This is a genomic window from Pseudarthrobacter sp. 10T415, assembly GCF_056394175.1.
Window position 1 is genome coordinate 411,456 of sequence record NZ_JBFTHJ010000001.1, and the last position, 13,647, is coordinate 425,102.

A 13,647-nucleotide genomic window follows, 5' to 3' on the forward strand; every position below is an offset into this window, starting at 1 on the left:
TGGTGCTGATGCGGCTGGCCCGCTACGCCCGGCTGGGCAACCATGCCCTGCGTGTTGACGATCGTAGCGCTTGGGATACTCCCCTACGTGACGTTAACTGTACCGCAGCGCAGCTGGATGCGACCCCGTGGTGACGTATGTGTCAGGCGTGGCCGGCGGCCTGCATCTGGCGCAGTTCCTTCTTCAGCTCGCCGACCTCGTCCCTGATCCGGGCGGCCACTTCGAACTGCAGTTCCGCTGCGGCCCCGTGCATCTGCTCGGTCAGCTGCGCGATCATCCCCAACAGGTCCTCGGCCGGCGCTGCGGCCAGGCCGTCCGCCCGTACCTGCGCAGCGCCCTTCTTCGCGCCGGGCTTGTTAGCCCCCGTGATGCCGCGCTTGCCCTTGCCGTAGTCGAAGCTGCCCAGCAGCGCATCGGTGTCGGCGTCTTCCTTGGCCAGCTGGTCCGTGATGTCGGCGATCTTCTTCCGCAACGGCTGCGGATCAATCCCGTGCTCGGTGTTGTAGGCCACCTGGATGGCGCGGCGCCGGTTGGTTTCATCGATGGCGTGGGCCATGGAGTCCGTGATCCGGTCCGCGTACATGTGCACCTGGCCCGAAACGTTACGGGCCGCGCGGCCGATGGTCTGGATCAGCGACGTGGAGGACCGGAGGAAGCCTTCCTTATCGGCATCGAGGATGCTGACCAGGGAGACCTCGGGCAGGTCAAGGCCCTCCCTCAGGAGGTTGATGCCGACGAGGACATCGAAGGTCCCCATCCGCAGCTCCCTCAACAGCTCCACACGGCGGAGAGTGTCGACGTCCGAGTGCAGGTATTCGACCTTGACCCCGTGGCCCAGCAGGTAGTCGGTGAGGTCCTCGGCCATCCGCTTGGTGAGGGTGGTCACCAAGACGCGTTCGTTCTTTTCGGTACGCGTCTTGATCTCGCCCAGAAGGTCATCGATCTGCCCCTTGGTGGGCTTGACCACCACCTCGGGATCGATCAGGCCGGTGGGCCGGATGATCTGCTGGACAAAGCCGTCAGCCTTGCCCAGCTCGTATTTGCCGGGCGTTGCCGACAGATAAACCGTCTGGCCGACGCGCTCAAGGAATTCGTCCCACTTCAGCGGCCGGTTATCCATGGCGGAGGGCAACCGGAAGCCGAAGTCCACGAGGTTCCGCTTCCGGGACATGTCACCTTCGTACATGGCGCCGATCTGCGGCACGGTGACGTGGGATTCGTCGATGACCAGCAGAAAGTCGTCCGGGAAGTAGTCCAGGAGGCAGTGCGGCGCCGTGCCCCGGGCGCGTCCGTCGATGTGGGAGGAGTAGTTCTCAATGCCGTTGCAGAAACCCATCTGCTGCATCATTTCCAGGTCATAGGTGGTGCGCATGCGCAGCCGCTGGGCTTCCACGAGCTTGTTCTGGCTCTCCAGCACCTGGAGCCGCTCGGCGAGTTCGTCCTCGATGCGCTTGATGGCGCGGGCCATCCGTTCCGGACCGGCCACATAGTGCGAGGCCGGGAAGACGTACATTTCCTCTTCATCCTGGATGATTTCGCCGGTCAGCGGGTGAAGGGTCTGGATGTTTTCGATTTCGTCGCCGAAGAACTCGATCCGGATGGCGAGTTCCTCGTACATGGGGATGATTTCCACGGTGTCGCCGCGGACACGGAACGTGCCGCGGTGGAAGTCCATGTCGTTCCGGGCGTACTGCATGGAGACGAACTTCCGGAGGAGGTCGTCCCGGTTCATTTCGGCGCCCTTGCGCAGCGTCACCATGCCGGCGATGTACTCTTCCGGGGTGCCCAGGCCGTAGATGCAGGAGACAGTGGCCACCACAATGACGTCGCGCCGCGTGAGCAGGGCGTTCGTGGCCGAGTGCCGAAGCCGCTCGACTTCCTCGTTGATGGACGAGTCCTTTTCGATGAAGGTGTCCGTCTGCGCCACGTACGCCTCAGGCTGGTAGTAGTCGTAGTAGGAGACGAAGTATTCCACCGCGTTGTTGGGCAGCAGTTCACGGAATTCGTTGGCCAGCTGCGCGGCGAGGGTCTTGTTCTGGACCATCACCAGGGTGGGCCGCTGCACCTGCTCAATGAGCCAGGCGGTAGTGGCACTCTTGCCGGTACCCGTGGCGCCCAGCAGCACCACGTCTTTCTCGCCGTTGTTGATCCGCTCCGTCAGGTCGGCGATGGCGGCAGGCTGGTCGCCGGCCGGCTTGAACTCGCTGATGACTTCGAAGGGCGCTACAACACGGTTGATATCCTGCGCAAGGCTCATGGATCTAATCTACAACCGGGCACCGACACTGGACGGTCCAGTCCGTTACGGGCGAACAGCCCGGCGCGGTATCGGCGCCTTCAGGGAGCGTACGACGGCGGTTCCCACCCGGTTGCGGCGGCCCACGCTGCCATGGCGGGCCACGCGACGTCAGTGAACCACGGCTCCTTGGCCTCCGCGTAGGACCTGGTGCTGGCGGCGCCGGCGAAGCACTGTGCAAGTTCAGCCTTCTGCGCCCCGTACAGCTGCCGCGCCTGCCCGTCCAGCCGCAGCCAGTCCCGGAACAGCAGGGCGTATCGCCAGCCGGGAGAGCCGGCCACCCGCACGTGGATGTTGACGGCCCTGCCGGGATCGGCGTTCGCGTGGAACCGCTTCTGCCACTGCCGCGGGTCGGGGTCGGTTGGTTTCGGCGTGTCGTGGCCGGCGCCGGGCACCAGGGGGAAGCCTGCAGCACCCAGCATCGGCACCAGCCGGTCCGCGGCGTCCAGTCCGGACACCGCAACCTGCAGGTCGATGACGTCCTTCGCGGCCAGGCCGGGGACGGAGGTGGAGCCGATGTGGTCTACCGCGAGGATTACCCCTGGTGCCGCAGCCATCAGCCTCGCGGCGATCCGCGCGGCCTGCTGCGGCCAGTCATCCCTGTACGCCTCAAGGACGGGCGCGCCGGTCCTTTTGGCCCGGACGCCGGCTGCCAGGTTCCGGGCGTACGGCATCAGGCGGGTGTCCCAAAGGCTGTCCACCTGCTCCAGCAGGTGCTGCAGGGTGCCGGAGTTGTCCAGGACGACGTCGGCCGCGGCCAGCCTGGTATCCCGCTGGGCCTGCGCTGCCATCCGGGCGCGCGCCGCTTCAGCGCTCATGCCCCGCAGTTGCTGCATCCGCTCCAGCCGCAGCCCGTCCGGGGCATCCACCACCAGGACGAGGTGGAAGTTGCTGCCCTGCCCGGTCTCCACCAGCAGGGGAATGTCCTGGACCACCACCGCATCTTCCGGCGCGGCTGCCGTGATGGCCGCTGCCCGGGTGCGTACCAGCGGATGCAAGATGCCGTTCAGTACGGCCAGGCGGTCCTTGTTGCCGAACACCGCTTCTCCGAGCCGCGGGCGGTCAAGCCGGGCTTCGGCGTCGAGCATGTCCCGGCCAAACTCGGCCACGATGCGTTCGAGGCCCTCGGTGCCGGGCTCCACCACCTCGCGGGCGAGTGCATCCGCGTCCACCAGGACCGCCCCGCGCTCCTTCAGCCGGGAGGCAACCACCGACTTCCCTGACGCGATCCCGCCGGTCAATCCGATCTTCAGCACCGTCCCAGCCTAGACGGACGGCCGGCGGCGCCGCGCCACGTTCCGGCTCGCGCCGCAGGACCGGGACGGGCACGTGGTTCGGTAGTCTGGGTCCATGACTGCAGGGGGTGCGGCCACGGAGCCGCTGGTCCACATCAAGGATTTCCGGATGGATTTCGGTGACGCCACCGTCATCAGGGACCTGTCCTTCGATGTGCGTGCCGGGGAAACGTTCGGTTTCCTGGGGAGCAACGGGTCAGGAAAGACCACCACCCTGCGGGCCCTGCTGGGGATCTACCAGCCCACCGCGGGGACGCTCCACATCGGCGGGAAACCCTTTGAACCCAGCGACGGCGCCCGGCTGGGCTACCTGCCGGAGGAACGCGGCCTGTATAAAAAGGAACCGGTTTTGGACGTCATGGTCTATTTCGGCCGGCTCAAGGGCCTGGGCAAGGCACAGGCCAAAGCCTGGTCGCTCGACTACCTGGAGCGCGTTCAGCTGGCGGACAAAGCTGCCGCCAACCTGGACAAGCTCTCCGGTGGCCAGCAGCAGAAGATCCAACTCGGCGTCACCATCATGAACGCCCCCGAACTGCTGATCCTGGATGAACCCACGAAGGGCTTCGACCCCGTGAACCGCCGCCTGCTGATGGACATCATCGAAGAACAGAAGCTGGCCGGCGCCACGGTCATCATGGTCACCCACCAGATGGAAGAAGTGGAACGGCTCTGCGACCGCGTCATCCTCCTCAAGGACGGCACCTCCCGCGCCTACGGCACAGTGGAGGAGGTGCAGGAGCAGTTCGGCGGAACCGTCTACCGGGTGGACTACGACGGTGTCCTGCCCCACTCCACCCTGTACGACATCGCGCTCGACTCGGGCGGGTACGCCGAGCTGGCGCCGCGTCCGGGCTCAGGGCAGGCTGCCGTCCTGCGCGAGCTTGTCACCGCCGGAGTCAGCGTCAGCAGCTTCACCACAGCCCGCGTTTCCCTGGATGAAATCTTCATCAGGGTCTACGGCGAACAGGACCAACCCGTGGAGGCCCGGCCATGAGCCCTGCACCAACACGTTCATCGTCCACTCCGCCTATCCCGGCCCGGCGCCCGGCGGTGCGCTGGCACAACCTGGGCACCGTGGTGGGGTTTGAGTTCTTCCGCACCACCAAAAAGCCGCGGTTCTGGATCGCCACACTGGCCATCCCCGTGGTGACGGCTATCGTCTTCGCCCTGATCTTCGTCAGCAACAGCTCCACGAGCGCCTCCGCGGATGCCCAGAAGAATGCAGCACTGTCATTCACCTACACGGACGCGTCGGGGATCATTCCGGAGGCCGCCGGCCGGGCGGCCGGAGGGACCAGGGCGGCCGACCCGGAGCAGGCACTCGCCGACGTCAAGGCCGGCACTGTGGACGCCTACTTCGCCTATCCGGCCAACCCCACCGCCGAACCGGTGCAGGTGTACGGCACGGACCGCGGCGTCTTTGCCAACGGGACCTACGAGGCGGTGGCCAAGCAACTGCTCATGGTGGCGGCGCAGGCAGACATCGGCTCGCCGCAACTCACGGCGGCAGCCAGCGGGAACGTTAAAGTGGACACCGAGACTTACCGGGACGGGCAGGCATCCGGTGGCTTCGGCGCCGCCGTTCCGCCGCTGATGTTCCTGGTGCTTTTCTACGTGATGATCATCCTGCTCTCGAACCAGATGCTGAACAGCACGCTGGAGGAAAAGGAGAACAGGGTTACTGAAATGATCCTGACCACGCTGAACCCCACCACCCTGATCATCGGGAAGATCATCTCGCTCCTCCTGGTGGGCCTCGTCCAGATTTCGGTGTTCCTGGCACCGGTCATCGGCGGCTTTGCCTTCTTCAGGGACAGGCTGTCCCTGCCGGACATCAACCTTTCCGACGTGGTGTTCGAACCGGGGCCGCTGCTGGTGGGCGCCCTGCTGCTGCTGGGCGGCTTCCTGCTGTTCACCGCAGTCCTGGGTGCCATTGGCGCGGTGATGCCCAACGCCAAGGAAGCCGGCGTGGTCTTCGGCCCGCTGATGGCACTGATCTTCGTGCCGTTCTACGCCATCAGCCTCATCCTGAGTGATCCCCAGTCCCCCATCGTGCAGGCGTTTACCTACTTCCCGCTCTCGGCGCCCGTGACCGCCATGCTCCGGAACGGCTTCGGAACCCTGAGCCCCGCCGAGTCGATCATTGTGATCGCCGAACTGTTCATTGTCGGCGTCCTGATGCTGCGCCTGTCCGTGCATCTGTTCCGCTACGGCTCCATCCAGTACACCGGCAAACTTTCGCTGGCCAAGACGCTGCGCCGCCGTCGGCGCGAGGCCGCCGGCAAGTAGGGCCGCCGCAATAGCGGCCTTTCGGCTGCAGTTAGACTGAGCCCGTGGTGGAAGCAGCGGAGGCCGGGAACAGCAGGGCCACGGCCTACACCACCTTGTCAGCCGGGGAGGACTTCCGGCACGAGCTGGAGATCAAGCGCTCACGGTTCATCACCGTGCTGCGCCGGTCCGGCAGCGAAGACGAAGCGCGATCACTGGTGGCAGACCTCCGCCGCGAGTTCCACGACGCCAGGCACCACTGTTCCGCGTTCGTCATCGGACCGGACCGCGACATCCAGCGCTCCAGCGACGACGGCGAACCCTCAGGAACCGCCGGCATCCCGATGCTGGAAGCCCTCACCAAGAAGGAAACCGTGCCCGGGGCCACGGATCTCAGCGACGTCAGCGCCGTCGTCGTCCGCTATTTCGGCGGCATCCTCCTGGGCGCCGGCGGCCTGGTGCGCGCCTACTCGGAATCTGTGTCCTCGGCGCTGGCCCTGGTGCCCCTGGTGCGGCGCAGCCGGCTGCGGATCTGCGCCATCCCCGTGCCGCACGGCGTTGCCGGACGGCTTGAGAACGATCTCCGTGCCGGCGGTTTTACCATGGCGGGCACCAGCTACGGGGGCAGCCATACAGTGCTCCGCATCGCCGTGCCGGACACCGGCGCTGAAGTCTCCGCTGCGGCCGAACGGGTGCTGGGCCTGACCGCCGGATCCGCCACGCTGGCCCCTGAAGGAACGGAGTGGATTGATGTTCCCAACGCCTGAACCGCCACGCTCCCCCGGCGTGACGCTGGTGGACGTCGATGAACTGGTGCTGGAACAGCTGCTGTCCCTCGCCCACCGGGACGCGTCCCCGGACGAGGTGGCTCCCCCGATGGGCGGGCCCGGCTGGAACCCGGAACGCACGGCATGGTTCCGCAACTACCACCGCGAGGCCGCGGCCGGACTGGACGGAGCGGCCGGGGAAAAGAGCTGGGCGGTCTTCAGCGCCGGCCACGCCGCAGGGTTCGTGCGCCTCAAACGGATCGCACCGGCGGAGGTCCCTACGGCAGAAACGGGCATCTGGCTGGGACGGAGCTACCGGTCCCGGGGCATCGGCACCGCCGCCCTGACGCTCGTCCTCGACCACGCCCGCAGTGCGGGACTCTCCCGGGTCACCGCCCGGACGCTGGCCGGAAACCGGGCCGCCCAGCAGCTGCTGGCCTCAGCCGGCTGCCGCCTCACGCCCGACGACGACGGAACGGTCCTCGCCGTCGTCGACCTCTAAATCCGCAACCGCCTTAAACCAACAGACCCCCTGCCGTGCGGCAGGGGGTCTGTTGTGTCAGCCCCGAAGGGCCGGTGGCAATTAGTTGCCGGTCAGCTTCTCACGCAGGGCAGCAAGTGCCTCGTCCGAAGCCAGGGTGCCGGCACCGGAATCGGTGGCAGCGGGCTCCGAGGAGTAGCTGGTGGTACCCGAGTCGCTGTCACCGGACGTTGCTGCTGCAGCGTCGTCGGCGGCGTGCTGGGTAACCTGCTTCTTGTGGGCTTCCCAACGGGTCTGGGCGTCAGCGTACTGCTGCTCCCAGGCGGCGCGCTGGTTCTCGTAGCCTTCAAGCCACTCGTTGGACTCCGGATCGAAGCCCTCGGGGTACTTGTAGTTGCCCTCTTCGTCGTACTCTGCGGCCATGCCGTACAGAGCGGGATCGAATTCGGTGCTGTCGGCGTCGACGCCCTCGTTGGCCTGCTTGAGGGACAGCGAGATGCGGCGGCGTTCCAGGTCGATGTCGATGACCTTGACGAACAGTTCGTCGCCAACGGAGACAACCTGCTCGGCCAGCTCCACGTGGCGGACAGCCAGTTCGGAGATGTGCACGAGGCCTTCGATGCCGTCTTCGACGCGAACGAACGCACCGAACGGAACCAGCTTGGTGACCTTACCCGGAACAACCTGGCCGAGGGCGTGGGTGCGGGCGAAGGTCTGCCACGGATCTTCCTGCGTAGCCTTGAGCGACAGGGAAACGCGCTCGCGGTCCAGGTCGACCTCGAGGACCTCGACGGTGACTTCCTGGCCAACTTCGACAACCTCGGACGGGTGGTCGATGTGCTTCCAGGACAGCTCGGAAACGTGAACGAGGCCGTCTACGCCGCCCAGGTCCACGAATGCACCGAAGTTGACGATGGAGGAAACGACGCCGGGACGGACCTGGCCCTTTTCCAGCTTGTTGAGGAACGTGGAGCGGACCTCGGACTGGGTCTGCTCGAGCCATGCACGGCGGGACAGCACAACGTTGTTGCGGTTCTTGTCCAGCTCGATGATCTTGGCTTCGATCTGCTGACCGATGTACGGAGCAAGGTCGCGCACACGGCGCATCTCGACGAGGGATGCGGGCAGGAAGCCGCGCAGGCCGATGTCGAGGATAAGACCACCCTTGACAACCTCGATGACGGTACCGGTAACGACACCGTCTTCTTCCTTGACCTTCTCGATGTCGCCCCAGGCACGCTCGTACTGAGCACGCTTCTTGGAGAGGATCAGACGGCCTTCTTTGTCTTCCTTGGTGAGCACCAGGGCTTCGACCTGATCGCCAACGGAGACGACGTCTCCGGGATCAACGTCGTGCTTGATGGACAGCTCGCGGGAGGGGATGACACCTTCGGTCTTGTAACCGATGTCGAGCAGGACTTCATCGCGGTCGACCTTGACGACGGTACCTTCGACGAGGTCTCCGTCGTTGAAGTACTTGATGGTCGCGTCGACTGCTGCGAGGAAGTCCTCAGCGGTACCGATGTCGTTAATGGCGACTACGGGGGTACCGGGCTTCTCGGTGGAGGTGATGGTCATGTAGTAGGGGCTCCGTTGTGGATAGTTAGTCGGTCAGGCCAACCGGCGCGCCCGCGTCATGGAACGCAGGCGCGATTTTCGGGAAATCCGATGGATTCCCCGGGTCATCCTGATTTTATGGATTGGTGTACTGAAGTGTTTTATCACCGCAGAAGCGTGCACGTGGTACACGCCCGTTTATTCTAGTCGCAGCGCGCAACAAGGGTCAAAAGCTGCAGCCCACCGTATCCCCTTTAGCGACCCGCCCGCGGCGGTCCCCTCGCCGGAAGTCCGGCCGCGGAAGCGGTCAGAAGTGGGTGAGGCAGTGTGTTGCCCGCTCAACGGCGAACATCTGCTTGGCCTTGAGTGCGGACCCTTGTGTGGCCTCCCGGATTTTCCCGGCCGCCTTCAGCGTCACCGGGCACACACCGCCCAGGTAGATCGAGGACAACGCGGAGACGTCCAGTTCGAGGTCGGCGGACGTTTCGTCGGGGACGCGTTCGACGGCGGCCTGGCCGCCGTCGACATCAAGGGCGAAGGTTCCGCCGGTGAGGCCGAGGGTGTCCCCGACGGCGAGCACCAGCCGGCCGTCTGCCGGGTAGTGCCTGGCGGCCAGCGCCGCAGGCACGTCGAGGAGCCGCAGCCACAGCATGTCGCGGCTGTCCGAGGCGTCGATGCAGCGCGGGTCCACCAGCGCCCAGGCCAGCGGATCATCCACCGGCGCCTCATTCCAGGAGACCCGCTCCACGAGGTCGATGGCCGCAAGGTACTCCCACAGCTCAAGGTAGGCGTGGTCCGTGGCGGCCACCAGGTCCACCACCTCCACGGTGTAGGGCTCGGTTTCCCAGCCGAGGAACTTGTAGGAGACGTAGCCGTCCACGCCGCCGTCGGCGGCATAGTGGAGTGCCACCTTGATGGCCGGGTCTTCCTTGCCGTCGCGGCCCAGGGAGCCGGAGGCCAGCTGCCGGTACCAGTCCTGCCGCCCGATGGACCCCGGGGTGTTGCGGTGGACGCGGTCGAAGACGGCGGGCGCCACGTCCAGCAGCACCCTGGGGTCGGCGACGTCTATGGTTCCGGTGGCCTGGTGTGCGAGCTTGAACCGCGCCGTGGTGTCCACCTTGATGGAGCGCTCGAGGCTGGCCACGCCGTAGCCGAACCGCCCGTAGATGGATCCTTCGGAGGCGGTCAGTGCGGCGACAGCTATGCCGTCGTCCTTGGCACCCTGCAGGTCTTCGGTCATCATGCGGCGCAGCAGGCCGCGCCGGCGGTGCGACGTGCGGACGGTCACGGCTGTGACCAGCTGGGCTTCGAGCATGCGGCCGAAGCCGATGTTCAGCGTTTTCCGGAACGTTCCGAACGTGGCCACCGGAACATCTGCCGGCAGCGACGACGGTGCCACGGTGCCGGTCTGGTAGGCGCCGGTGAAGATGCGGCCGTCCACTTCGTAGGTGGCGAGTGAGCGTTCGCGGTGCTCGGGAGTCCGGGTGGATTCATGGAAGCCGAACCCTACGGCCTGCGCCCAGGTTTCGGCTTCGGCGTACCCGTCCTTGCCCTTGGATACCGCAGGGAAGCGCCGGATGTCATAGTTTCCGCTCAAATCAGCCACAAGGGAGAGCGTAACGAATGCATCCGGCGCCTGACCAGCGCAGACACGCCCGGGCACGGGCGGGCCTGCGCACGCAGCCTAGTGGCCGGCGTCGTACCAGGAGGGCCCGACGCCGATCTGGACTTCCAGCGGCACGCTGAGGTCCGCGGCGGCGGCCATCTGCTCGGTGACCAGAGTCTCCACCGCCGCACGTTCTCCGGGCGCCACCTCGAGGACGAGTTCATCGTGGACCTGCAGCAGCATCCGGGACTTCAGCCCCTGGGCCTGCAGCTCGGCATGCACCCCGAGCATGGCCCGCTTGATGATGTCCGCGGCAGAGCCCTGGATGGGGCTGTTGAGCGCAATCCGTTCGGCGTTCTCGCGGAGCTGGCGGTCCGTGCTGGTGAGGTCCGGCAGATAGCGGCGGCGCCCTTCGATGGTGGAGGTGTAACCGTCCACCCTGGCCTGGTCCACCACTCCCCGCAGGTAGTCACGGACGGCACCGAACCGGTCGAAGTAGTCCTTCATGAGGGTACGGGCCTCGTCCACGGAAATCTCAAGCTGCTTGGACAGACCGAAGGACGTCAGGCCGTACGCCAGGCCGTAGGACATGGCCTTGACCTTGGAGCGCATGGCGCTGGTGACCTGGTCCGTGGGCACGTGGAAGATGTTCGAGCCGACGAACCGGTGCAGGTCCTCGCCGTCCTTGTACGCCTGGATCAGCCCCGCGTCGCCGGAGAGGTGGGCCATGATGCGCATTTCGATCTGCGAGTAGTCCGCGGACAGCAGGCACTCGTATCCGTCGCTGACCACGAAGATGCCGCGGACGCGCCGGCCTTCCTCGCTGCGGATGGGGATGTTCTGCAGGTTGGGGTTGTTGGACGAGATCCGGCCCGTGGCTGCCACGTTCTGGGCATAGGTGGTGTGGATGCGGCCGTCTTCGGCCACTGACTTTTTCAGGGACTCGATCATCTGGCGCAGCTTGGCGGCTTCGCGGTGGGCCATGAGCTGGACCAGGAACTCGTGGCCGGTCTTTTCCAGGAGGTTCTTCAGCGATGCGGCATCGGTGGTGTAGCCGGACTTGATCTTCTTGGTCTTGGGCAGCTGCAGTTCCTCGAACAAGACCGTCTGCAGCTGCTTGGGCGAGCCAAGGTTGACCTCATGGCCGATCGCCGCATAGGCCTGTTCCTGCGCCTGGTCGATCACCCTGGCGAGGTCGGCGAGCTGTTCGTCCATGCGGTTCAGGTCGATCCCGATGCCGGCCAGTTCCATGTCCGCGAGGACGCGGCTGACCGGCAGCTCCAGCGTGGACAGGAGCTCTTCGGCCCGGCGTTCCTTCAGCTCGGTTTCGAAGAACCGGCTCAGCGCGGAAACGACGGCGGCAGCCTGGACAAGTGCCTCTGCGGCGGCGGCGTCGTTGCCGTCGAAGGACAGCTCCAGCTGGCCTGCCTTGGCGGTTGCGGCCGGCATCCCGACATTGAGGTGGTGCTGGGCCAGCTCGGCGAGCTCGTAGGTGCGCCGGTCCGGCTGGATGAGGTAGCCCGAGATGGACGTATCGTCCACCACGCCTTCGAGCTCCAGTCCGCGGGCGGTAAGTGCCTTCAGCGCGGCCTTGAACCCATGCAGGACCTTGGGCGATTCGGGGTCGCGGAGCCAGGCCGCCAGCTCATTCTCGGTATCCGCATCAAGGGCGGTGAGATCCAGGTAGACGGCGCCGCCCGCACGGACGATGGCCACGCCGGCGGCGTCTTCGCCGATGCGTCCCGGGACGAGGTCGACGGCGAGGGCTGAGCGCTGCCCGTCCCCTCCGGCCAGGAACGCGGCCAGTTCGTCCGCGGTGGCCGGGACGGTGTAGGCGGGCGCCTCAATGCTTTCGCGTTCGGCGGCGGGGGCGTCGTCGTTGCCGTAGAGCGCGAAGAGCCGGCTGCGGATGGTCTTGAATTCGAGCTCATCGAAGAGGTCTTCCAGGGCCGCCTGGTCAGGGCGGGGCTCATACAGGTCATCCAGGGTGACCGGCAGTTCCAGGTCTGTGTGCAGCTGGTTGAGGCGCCGGTTCCGCTTGACGTTGTCCACGTTTTCGCGGAGGGAGTCCCCCACCTTCCCGCCGATGGAGTCAAGGTGTTCCAGGACCCCTTCGAGCCCGCCGTAGAGGTTGATCCACTTGGCCGCGGTCTTGGGACCGACGCCGGGTACGCCGGGAAGGTTGTCCGCGGTCTCGCCCACCAGTGCGGCGAGGTCCGAATAGCGGGACGGCGGGACGAAGTACTTCGCTTCGATGGCTGCGGCGTCCATCCGCGGGATGTCGCTCACGCCCTTCTTCGGGTAGAGGACAAAGACGTTGTCCGTGATGAGCTGGAACGCGTCGCGGTCACCGGACACCAGCAGCACCTCGTGGCCGGCCTTCTCGCCCATCGCCGCGAGGGTGGCCAGGATGTCGTCGGCTTCGTAGCCGGGCATCTTGATGGTCTTGATCCCCCAGGCTTCCATCACCTGGCCGATGAGGTCGATCTGGCCGCTCATCTCCCGCGGCGTTTCGTTCCTGCCGCCCTTGTATTCGCTGTACTCGGCCTTGCGGTGGGTCGACTCGTCAGAGACGTCGAAGGCCACGGCAATATGGGTGGGCTGCTGTTCCTTGATGAGGTTGATCAGCATGGACGTGAAGCCGTGGATGGCGTTGGTGTGCTGCCCGTTGGACGTGGAGAACTTGTCTGCAGGCAGGGCAAAGAAGGCGCGGAACGCCATGGAATGGCCGTCGAGGACCAGGAGCCGGGGCTGGCCGGTCATGGGTACGACGGGAGCGGCAGTGGCTGAAACCGACTCACCGGCTGAGGGGGCCGCATCCTGGGCGGCGGCGCCCTGCGGAAGTACTGGGGATGGAAGAGGGGCCGGTTTGGTTGTTTCACTCACAGGTGCCAGCCTAGTTGGCATGATGGACAATTTCACGCCCGGCCCCTTTGCGGCCGAGCTGACCGCGGCCGGCGTCCCAGAGCACCTGCACGGCTGGCTGGGACAGTTCGGCATCGGCGCGCTGGTGGTGAAAATGGGGATCCGGTTCCTCGAAATGAGCCCGAAACGGACCGTTGCCACCATGCCGGTGGAAGGGAATACGCAGGTGGCGGGGATCCTGCACGGCGGCGCCCATGTGGTCCTCGCCGAAACCCTTGGCTCGTTCTCGGCAGCCATGCACGCCGGTCCGCACCGGCACGCCGTGGGAATCGAGGTAAGCGCCACCCACCACCGGTCCATTGCGAAAGGCCTGGTGACCGGCACCTGCACCGCCATTCACCTGGGCGGCACACTGGCCACCCACGAAATCGTTATGACCGACGAACAGGGCCGCAGGCTCTCCACGGCCCGGATCACCAACATGCTCCGCGACAACGTCCGGGCGTAGGGCG

Annotated in this window: 10 protein-coding genes; 5 read left to right on the top strand and 5 right to left on the bottom strand. The window is 66.0% G+C overall.

Features of this window, described 5'->3' with window-relative positions; translation table 11 throughout:
* Positions 1-142: 142 nt before the first annotated feature.
* Complete coding sequence (gene uvrB, locus AC1DBN_RS01940) at positions 143-2,257, bottom strand: excinuclease ABC subunit UvrB (protein WP_091720053.1); 2,115 nt, start codon at positions 2,255-2,257, stop codon at positions 143-145.
* 80 nt (positions 2,258-2,337) lie between these two features.
* The gene (coaE, locus tag AC1DBN_RS01945) at positions 2,338-3,552 is read right to left on the bottom strand and encodes a dephospho-CoA kinase (RefSeq protein ID WP_091720052.1); all 1,215 of its coding nucleotides are present in this window, start codon (positions 3,550-3,552) and stop codon (positions 2,338-2,340) included.
* Positions 3,553-3,646: 94 nt separating this feature from the next.
* On the opposite strand from coaE, the gene AC1DBN_RS01950 reads away from it, so the two are divergent.
* The 4 genes from AC1DBN_RS01950 to AC1DBN_RS01965 are packed head-to-tail and all read left to right on the top strand — an operon-like array spanning position 3,647 to position 7,128.
* Positions 3,647-4,585 carry an ABC transporter ATP-binding protein gene (locus AC1DBN_RS01950; RefSeq protein WP_091720051.1) on the top strand — a complete coding sequence of 313 codons (939 nt, stop codon included), beginning with the start codon at positions 3,647-3,649 and terminating at the stop codon, positions 4,583-4,585.
* Positions 4,582-5,880: an ABC transporter permease gene (locus AC1DBN_RS01955; RefSeq protein ID WP_091720049.1), complete on the top strand. Its 1,299-nt coding sequence runs from the start codon at positions 4,582-4,584 to the stop codon at positions 5,878-5,880. The genes AC1DBN_RS01950 and AC1DBN_RS01955 overlap by 4 nt, the downstream gene beginning before the upstream one ends.
* A gap of 44 nt (positions 5,881-5,924) precedes the next feature.
* A complete protein-coding gene (locus tag AC1DBN_RS01960; RefSeq protein ID WP_091720048.1) occupies positions 5,925-6,626 on the top strand; it encodes an IMPACT family protein in 702 nt (233 codons plus the stop codon).
* On the top strand, positions 6,610-7,128 hold the full coding sequence (locus tag AC1DBN_RS01965; RefSeq protein WP_091720046.1) for a GNAT family N-acetyltransferase: 519 nt from the start codon (positions 6,610-6,612) through the stop codon (positions 7,126-7,128). The genes AC1DBN_RS01960 and AC1DBN_RS01965 overlap by 17 nt, the downstream gene beginning before the upstream one ends.
* Positions 7,129-7,209: 81 nt before the next feature.
* Here AC1DBN_RS01965 and rpsA read toward each other — a convergent pair whose 3' ends face one another.
* The 3 genes from rpsA to polA form a co-directional block, all read right to left on the bottom strand.
* Positions 7,210-8,685 carry a 30S ribosomal protein S1 gene (rpsA, locus tag AC1DBN_RS01970; protein ID WP_056078912.1) on the bottom strand — a complete coding sequence of 492 codons (1,476 nt, stop codon included), beginning with the start codon at positions 8,683-8,685 and terminating at the stop codon, positions 7,210-7,212.
* Between the two features lie 286 nt (positions 8,686-8,971).
* A complete protein-coding gene (locus AC1DBN_RS01975; protein ID WP_407681248.1) occupies positions 8,972-10,261 on the bottom strand; it encodes a GNAT family N-acetyltransferase in 1,290 nt (429 codons plus the stop codon).
* Between the two features lie 87 nt (positions 10,262-10,348).
* Positions 10,349-12,991 carry a DNA polymerase I gene (polA, locus tag AC1DBN_RS01980; RefSeq protein WP_477722533.1) on the bottom strand — a complete coding sequence of 881 codons (2,643 nt, stop codon included), beginning with the start codon at positions 12,989-12,991 and terminating at the stop codon, positions 10,349-10,351.
* Between the two features lie 184 nt (positions 12,992-13,175).
* On the opposite strand from polA, the gene AC1DBN_RS01985 reads away from it, so the two are divergent.
* Positions 13,176-13,643: a PaaI family thioesterase gene (locus AC1DBN_RS01985; RefSeq protein WP_314213100.1), complete on the top strand. Its 468-nt coding sequence runs from the start codon at positions 13,176-13,178 to the stop codon at positions 13,641-13,643.
* Positions 13,644-13,647 lie beyond the last annotated feature (4 nt).